The organism is Amycolatopsis sp. CA-126428 (assembly GCF_002904335.1).
In the GTDB taxonomy this organism is placed as follows: Bacteria; Actinomycetota; Actinomycetes; order Mycobacteriales; family Pseudonocardiaceae; genus Amycolatopsis.
On record NZ_PPHF01000034.1, the window covers coordinates 153,188 to 159,781 of the forward strand.

Sequence of the window (6,594 nt, forward strand, 5' to 3'; positions counted from 1 at the left end):
GTGGCTGAGACTTCCCCACCCTACGGGCTGCCGCTAGAAGGCGGATCCTTTCCCGAAGTAGGCCTTGCAGCCGGCGTTGTTCTCGGTGGCGATTTCCAGCACGTTCCGGCCTTCGTCGACCGGCAGCAGGGTCGAGGAGTAGTTGGGGCAGAAGTTGTTGGAGATGCCGGTGATGTGCACCGGGGCGGGCAGTTCGTACCAGTGGCCGCTGCCGAAGTCGTCATTCGCGAGCAGCACCTGGCCGTTCTGCGGCTGCGGCACGCCCTTCGCGTCGGTGTAGATCTGCCCGACCATGACGATCCGCACCCCGTTCGGGCCGCCGGGGAACAGCGCGATCGTCTGCGCGTGCTGGAAGTAGTTGCCGATGGCGGTCTCGACGCGGGTGCCGGGGTCGGCCGGGTCGCCCCAGTTGGCGCCGTCGGCGGAGATCTTGAAGTACGGGTCGCAGTAGCGGTCGCGGAAGTTGCAGATCTCGTAGGCGAAGTAGTAGCGGCCGTCGGGCAGCCGCCGGATGATCGGCATGCCCGGCCGGACGCGGTCGGGCGGGATCGCCATGGTGAGCTGCTTGGTGCCCCAGCTCACCCCGTCGGTCGAGGCGACCCGGTTGAGCACCTGCGCGTACTTCGGCGCCTGCGTCTCGTCGGCGAAGTGGAGCCAGAGCGTGCCGCCGGCGTCGACGGTGAACTCCGGCTCCCAGATGCCGTCGATGTTGTGCGACCGCGCGGCCTCGGACAGGAAGCTCCAGGAGCGGCCACCGTCCTCGCTGGCCCAGACGCGGATCCCGATGCGGCGCTGTGGCCCGGCGTCCTGCCGGTAGGACGCGGCCCACAGCAGGGTGCCCGCGCGGAGCTTGCCGACGCGTTCCGGCAGTTCGTAGACGGTGCCGCAGCACATACCGGCCCGGCCGTCGGGGTCGTGGATGGCGCCGATCTCGTGGAACGACTCGCCTTCGTCGGTGCTTTCCAGCACGGGCGTGAACTTGCCGTCGGCGTCTTCGCTGGTCAGCGTGGCGACGATGTGCCCGCGGCCGACGGCGGAGTGTTCGAGGCGGATCAGGCGCGCGTAGGCGCCGAAGCCGGGGAGGAGCAGCTTGCGTTCGGCCGCACCGGCGGGCGTCAGCAGCGAGGCGACGGCGGCGAGCGTGAGCACGAAGACCAGCGAACGATGCAACTCGCCCCCCTCCACACGGTGATGGCGCGATTACAGCATGGGAGAGCGGCGGCCACGGGCCGCATTCACGCGTTCGGGTAACGCTCTTGCTCTGTGTGTCGAAAGATCACGGGAGGGGCTGCGGTGGCCCCGAGGGGGAAAGATGAAGCTCCGGCTGGGCGGCGTGCTGCTGCTCTTGGTCCTGGCGTCGGCGTGCGCGCCGGCGACCGGCTACGGCGAGATCGTGACGAAGTCGGCGCCCGCTTTGCCTCCTCGTACGCCGACTTCGTCAGCACCGCCGGTACCGCGCGAGGTGCCGACGGAGACGCACACGGGTGCGGAGAGCGGCGAGTTCCAGACGTCGTGGCCGGCGGACCAGCTGGGTTTCTTGACGTTCGAGTGCCCGAAGTGCACGTCCAACGTGATCGTCGACACCGACGGCGGCGAGCACGGCCTGGTCAACGCGATCGGCGCGTACAAGGGCACGAAGTGGATGAACACGGAGCCGGACCGCCCGGTGAAGCGGGTGACGGTCCACGCGAACGCCCCCTGGACGGCCACGATCTCGGATTACCGAAGCATCCCGACGACGGAGGCCGGCAAGGAAGCGGCGGGCAAGGGTGACGCGGTCCTGAGGCTGCCGGCGGGAGTGGCCCGCATCCGCTTCACGGCGAAGACCCGCGGAGCCATCGGACTGTGGCTGATGTCCCCGAAGGACCGCGACCTCCTCCTCAACCAGATCGGCGACCTGCAGGTGGAGCGCGACGTCCACGGGCCGGCGTACCTGCAGGTGCAGGGCTACGAGGCGAGCTGGACGCTGACACCGTCCTGAGCGGGCACCCGGAGTGCGGGTGCCCGCGGCGGCCTCACCGGTAGTTGGTGAACTGCAGCGCGATCTCGAAGTCCTTGCCCTTCAGCAGGGCGATGACATCCTGCAGCTGGTCCTTCTTCTTGCCCGACACCCGCAGCTGGTCGCCCTGGATCTGGGCCTGGACGCCCTTGGGGCCTTCGTCGCGGATGAACTTGGCGATCTGCTTCGCCTTGTCCGAGGCGATGCCCTGCAGGATCTTGCCGGAGATCTTGTAGATCTTGCCCGACAGCGCCGGCTCGCCGGCTTCGAAGGCCTTCAGGGAGATGCTGCGCTTGATCAGCTTCTCCTTGAACACCTCGACCGCGGCCAGCGCGCGCTCCTCGGTCTCGGACTCGATCGTGAGCGCCTCCTCGCCGGCCCAGTTGATCGTCGTGCCGGTGCCACGGAAGTCGAACCGCGTGCCCAGCTCCTTGCTCGCCTGGTTGAGCGCGTTGTCCACCTCCTGGCGGTCGACCTTGCTCACGACGTCGAAAGAGGGATCCGCCACGTGTCCTCACACCTCGTACTCGCTTGTCAGGGACCACCCAGCCTAGCCCCCACGGGGGGAGGGGTATCCCGGTTGACCCCTGCTCCGACCCCTTGGGTAAGCTTTCCCCCGGCCGGTGAGACCGGCCTGGGCGGGTTACCCGAGTGGCCAAAGGGGACTGGCTGTAAACCAGTTGGCTTACGCCTACGGGGGTTCGAATCCCTCACCCGCCACCCAGCGGAGGAGCCCCGTGACCACGACGTATGTCGGGCACGGGGCCTCTTCGTGTGTGCAGCCATGTGCGGCGGTATGCAGCGTGTGCGGCCATCCGGGCCATCCGTGGGCAGGCGTCGGGCTGGCTACTCGACCGCCGGTCGACCACCACCTTGCAAAGGTGCGAACCCGTCTCGCCGCTGACCTGACTTGGCTCAAGATCGCTGATCTTGGGTAGGGTGCTGGCTGTTGAGCTGCGGTTTCGTCGTGTGAACGGCGAAAATCTGCGCACTAAGCGGCCGGTTCTAGGGGTCTGCCCGTCGCTTCCCGGTTACGGCTTCAGCGACAAGCCGGCCGCGCCGGGGTGGGGGATCGAGCGGATATCCGACGCGTGGTGCGAGCTGATGGCCCGGCTCGGCTACCGGCGGTTCGGCGCCCAGGGCAGCGACTGGGGCACCAGCATCGGTCAACGGCAACCCGATCGGGTCGCCGGCATCCATCTCATGCCGCCGCTCGCACCGCCCGATCCGGCCACGTTGGACGACCTCACCGGTGCCGAGCGGGCGGCGCTCGCGACACTGCGGGAGGCGGACGAATGGGGCTCCGGATACTCGGCGCAGCAGTCGACCCGGCCGCAGACGGTCGGCTACGGGCTGGTCGACTCGCCGGCCGCCCTCTGCGCCTGGATCGTCGAGAAGTTCTGGTCGTGGGCCGACTCCGGTGGCGACCTGCATCGGGTTATTACCCGGGATGAGCTGCTCGACAACCTGATGCTCTACTGGCTGCCCGGCACCGGTGCCTCATCCGCCCGGCTGTACTGGGAAAGCCTCCGGCAGGTCAACGAATGGATCTCCGGGTCGGCCGGCGCGCCGGTGACCGTACCCACCGGCTGTTCGGTCTTCCCCAAGGAGCTGCAGCGCCCGCCTCGGCGGTGGGCGGAGCGCCGGTTCCCGAACATCCGGTACTGGAACGAGCCCGGCAAGGGCGGCCACTTCGCGGCGTTCGAGCAGCCGGCGTTGTTCGCCGACGAGGTCCGGTCATTCTTCCGGCCGGTCCGCTGATGGTCACCCGTACTCGGTAAGCGGCTGGCTAAAGATCAACAAGTGCCCATCGGGTGTCCGTACGTTGAAGTCGCGCATCCCGTAGGGCCGGTCAGCCAGTGGCTCGACGATGTCGGCGCCGCGGGCGCGCAGCTCGTCGTGGCAGGAATCGACGTCGTCGACGACAACCGTCACCCTGGCCGGGCCGACGCTGCTTTCGGCGTAAAGGTGGAACTCGGCGGTGTCGCGGATCACGGCCGCGTAGCTAGGCGGGGTCTCCCAGGTGAATATGGTGTCGAATCCGAGCGCGTCCGTGAAGTACGACCGCGCTGCCTGCACATCTCGGCACGGCAGCACGGGAACCGCCACCCGCATGACCATTCCGTCACCTTACCTGACTTTGGCTCAAGATCGCCTGATCTTGGGTAGGGTGCCGGCTGTTGAGCTGCGGTTTCGTCGTGTGAACGGCGAAAATCTGCGCACTAAGGGGTCAGTTCCAGGCTGTCTCTCGTGGCGTATGTGCGCACGGTGAAGACGGCGTCGGAGGCCAGGGCGGTGCAGATCGTGCACTCCTCGCGTCGCGGGTCGCGGGACATCGAGCACATCGGCTCGGCGCATGACGATGCGGCGTTGGAGGCGCTCAAGGCGGTGGCGAGGCGGCATCTGGCTGCGGGGCAGCCCGAGCTCGACTTTGGCCCGGACTTCACGGCGTTGCCGGCCGGCAGTGGTGCTGGTGGTGGGCCGCTTGCGATCACGTCGTCGCGGATGGGGTAGCTGTGGGACGCGCTCGGCCACGCCTACCAGCTGTTGGGGTTGGAGGAGGCCGCTGGTGGTGACGAGGTGTTCCGATTACTGGTGCTGGCACGGATCGTCGAGCCGACCAGCAAGCTGGACAGTCTGCGGGTGGTCGAGGAGGCAGGTTTCGACCCGCCGGCGTACGCGACCCTCAAGCGGCGTCTGCCCGCGTTCGCGAAAGAGTCCTGGCGGCAGAAGCTGGCCGCGGCGTGCGCCCGCACCGCTGATCTGGGGCCGGCGTCACTGGTTCTCTACGATGTGTCCACCTTGTACTTCGAGACCGATGCCGGGGACGGGTCCCGTGAGCACGGGTTCTCCCAAGAACGCCGCCTGGAGCCGCAGATCACGATCGGGCTGCTCACCGACGCAAGCGGGTTCCGTTGATGGTTAACGCGTTCGAGGGCAACCGGGGCGAGACCACTACGATGCTGCCGACCATCCGTGCGTTCACGGATGCCTACCAGCTGGCTGATGTCACGGTCGTGGCCGACGCTGGCATGATCTCTGCGGCCAACCAGCAGGCCATCGAGGCCGCGGGGTTGTCGTTCATCCTCGGCGCGCGGATACCCGACGTGCCGTACGTGGTCCAGGCGTGGCGCCACGAGCACCCGGATGAGCAGATCCCCGACGGGCACATCTTCACCCAGCCCTGGCCTGCCGGCCCCAAGGACCAGCGCCGCGACCAGATCATCTACTACCAGTGCCGGGCGGACCGGGCTCGGCGCACCCTGCACGGCATCGACGAATAGGTCGCCAAGGCCGAGCAGGCCGTCGCCGGCAAGACCGCGGTCAAACGCAACTGGTTCATCCAGCTCACCGGCGCCACCAAGAGTGTCAACCGGACCCTGGAAGCCAAGGCACGCGCCCTTGCCGGCCTCAAAGGCTACGTCACCAACCTCCCGGACGTCACCGCCGAGTTCGTGATCGACGCCTACCACCGACTGTTCCACATCGAGAAGTCGTTCCGAATGTCTAAACACGACCTACGTGCGCGGCCGATCTACCACCACAAGCGCGAGTCGATCGACGCGCACCTGACGGTCGTGTTCGCCGCCCTGGCCGTCAGCAGGTGGATCGAGCAGACCACCGACTGGTCGATCAAGAAGTTCGTGCGCACCACCCGCCGCTACCGCACCATCAACATCCAGGCCGGCGAGCACACCCTCACCGCCGTCGACCCGCTACCCGACGACCTCCGCGATGCCCTCACCCGCATCCACGACCGCGGTGCGCACTAATTTGAGCCAAGTCAGGTTGCAAAGGTGCGAACCCGTCTCGCCGCTGACCTGCGAAACCTTCCTTTCCTGGTCAACGCTCTCTACGGCCTGCGGTTCCCCGTAGTTCCCCGTGCACTCCCCCAGCAACGGGCACACGAGGGGCACGCGGGGGCACAAGCGTCCTTCCTGTGACTACAGAGACATAGAAATAGAGTGGGCAAAGTGCTGTCCCCGAAGGTGTCACTCACCTGTCACACCTAAAACCCCAGTTCATAGGGGTCAAAGTGACAGAGTGACAGGTGTGACAGTCTCGACACCCCACAGGTGTCACCCCTCCTCCATGAGAGAAAGTATCGAACACTTTCAGTCGTCGCTGGTGGTAGGAGATCGTGCATCTTCGCTCCGGGACGCTAGGTAGGAAGCCACTTCGGCTGGCACCCTCTGGGCGAACTCCGCCCCAACGAACATGGCTATCTCGCCGAACTCCACCCCGTCAAAATCGGCGAACCCGCCGAACTCCGCCCCATCGAACACGGCGAACCAGCCGAACTCCGCCCCATCAAAATTGGCGTACCCGCCGAACTTCACCCCGAGGAACCAGGCGCCCCAGCCGAACTCCGCCCCGCCGAACCGGGCGGCCTCGCCGAACTTCGCCCCCTCGAACCCAACCTCTCCGCTGAACCGCGTCCCATCGAACCGGGCGTACCCGCCGAACTCCGCCCCGCCGAACCTGGTGTCTCCGCTGGGGACTGTCCCAAGATCGGTGTTTCTGGCTCGACACGCCGGGCTGAGGTCCGGCGGGATGGGCACTGTGAGTGATGACATCGGAGCTTGTGAGTCCAC

6 protein-coding genes, 1 tRNA gene and 1 pseudogene are annotated in these 6,594 nt (G+C 67.1%); 4 read left to right on the forward strand and 4 right to left on the reverse strand.

The genetic code is table 11. The features are described from left to right. Nucleotides 1–33 precede the first annotated feature (33 nt). Complete coding sequence (locus C2L58_RS10590) at nt 34–1,170, reverse strand: sialidase family protein (RefSeq protein ID WP_199191209.1); 1,137 nt, start codon at nt 1,168–1,170, stop codon at nt 34–36. 142 nt (nt 1,171–1,312) lie between these two features. Here C2L58_RS10590 and C2L58_RS10595 point away from each other — a divergent pair, with 142 nt between their 5' ends. Then, on the forward strand, nt 1,313–1,981 hold the full coding sequence (locus C2L58_RS10595; RefSeq protein WP_103337373.1) for a hypothetical protein: 669 nt from the start codon (nt 1,313–1,315) through the stop codon (nt 1,979–1,981). Between the two features lie 34 nt (nt 1,982–2,015). On the opposite strand, the gene C2L58_RS10600 is transcribed toward C2L58_RS10595, so the two are convergent. Beyond that, nucleotides 2,016–2,507, reverse strand: a complete 492-nt coding sequence (locus tag C2L58_RS10600; RefSeq protein WP_103337374.1) for a YajQ family cyclic di-GMP-binding protein — start codon at nt 2,505–2,507, stop codon at nt 2,016–2,018. 129 nt (nt 2,508–2,636) lie between these two features. Here C2L58_RS10600 and C2L58_RS10605 point away from each other — a divergent pair. Both C2L58_RS10605 and C2L58_RS10610 read left to right on the forward strand, forming a co-directional pair. After that, nucleotides 2,637–2,719, forward strand: a tRNA-Tyr gene (locus C2L58_RS10605). A gap of 384 nt (nt 2,720–3,103) precedes the next feature. Then, nucleotides 3,104–3,760 carry an alpha/beta fold hydrolase gene (locus C2L58_RS10610; protein WP_233225664.1) on the forward strand — a complete coding sequence of 219 codons (657 nt, stop codon included), beginning with the start codon at nt 3,104–3,106 and terminating at the stop codon, nt 3,758–3,760. 3 nt (nt 3,761–3,763) lie between these two features. Here C2L58_RS10610 and C2L58_RS10615 read toward each other — a convergent pair whose 3' ends face one another. Further along, nucleotides 3,764–4,120 carry a VOC family protein gene (locus C2L58_RS10615; protein ID WP_020641977.1) on the reverse strand — a complete coding sequence of 119 codons (357 nt, stop codon included), beginning with the start codon at nt 4,118–4,120 and terminating at the stop codon, nt 3,764–3,766. A gap of 129 nt (nt 4,121–4,249) precedes the next feature. Between C2L58_RS10615 and C2L58_RS48555 the strand changes: the two are divergent. Then, nucleotides 4,250–5,772, forward strand: a pseudogene (locus C2L58_RS48555) (IS1634 family transposase). 342 nt (nt 5,773–6,114) lie between these two features. Here the strand turns inward: C2L58_RS48555 and C2L58_RS10625 are convergent. Beyond that, on the reverse strand, nt 6,115–6,594 hold a 480-nt coding region (locus C2L58_RS10625), incomplete at its 5' end, for a pentapeptide repeat-containing protein (RefSeq protein ID WP_233225665.1).

What these genes read in the sequence shown, in the direction of transcription:
- C2L58_RS10595 (WP_103337373.1), top strand. Translation starts at nt 1,313, where the DNA reads ATGAAGCTCCGGCTGGGCGGCGTGCTGCTGCTCTTGGTCCTGGCGTCG.
- C2L58_RS10610 (WP_233225664.1), top strand. Translation starts at nt 3,104, where the DNA reads ATGGCCCGGCTCGGCTACCGGCGGTTCGGCGCCCAGGGCAGCGACTGG.
- C2L58_RS10615 (WP_020641977.1), bottom strand. Translation starts at nt 4,120, where the DNA reads ATGGTCATGCGGGTGGCGGTTCCCGTGCTGCCGTGCCGAGATGTGCAG.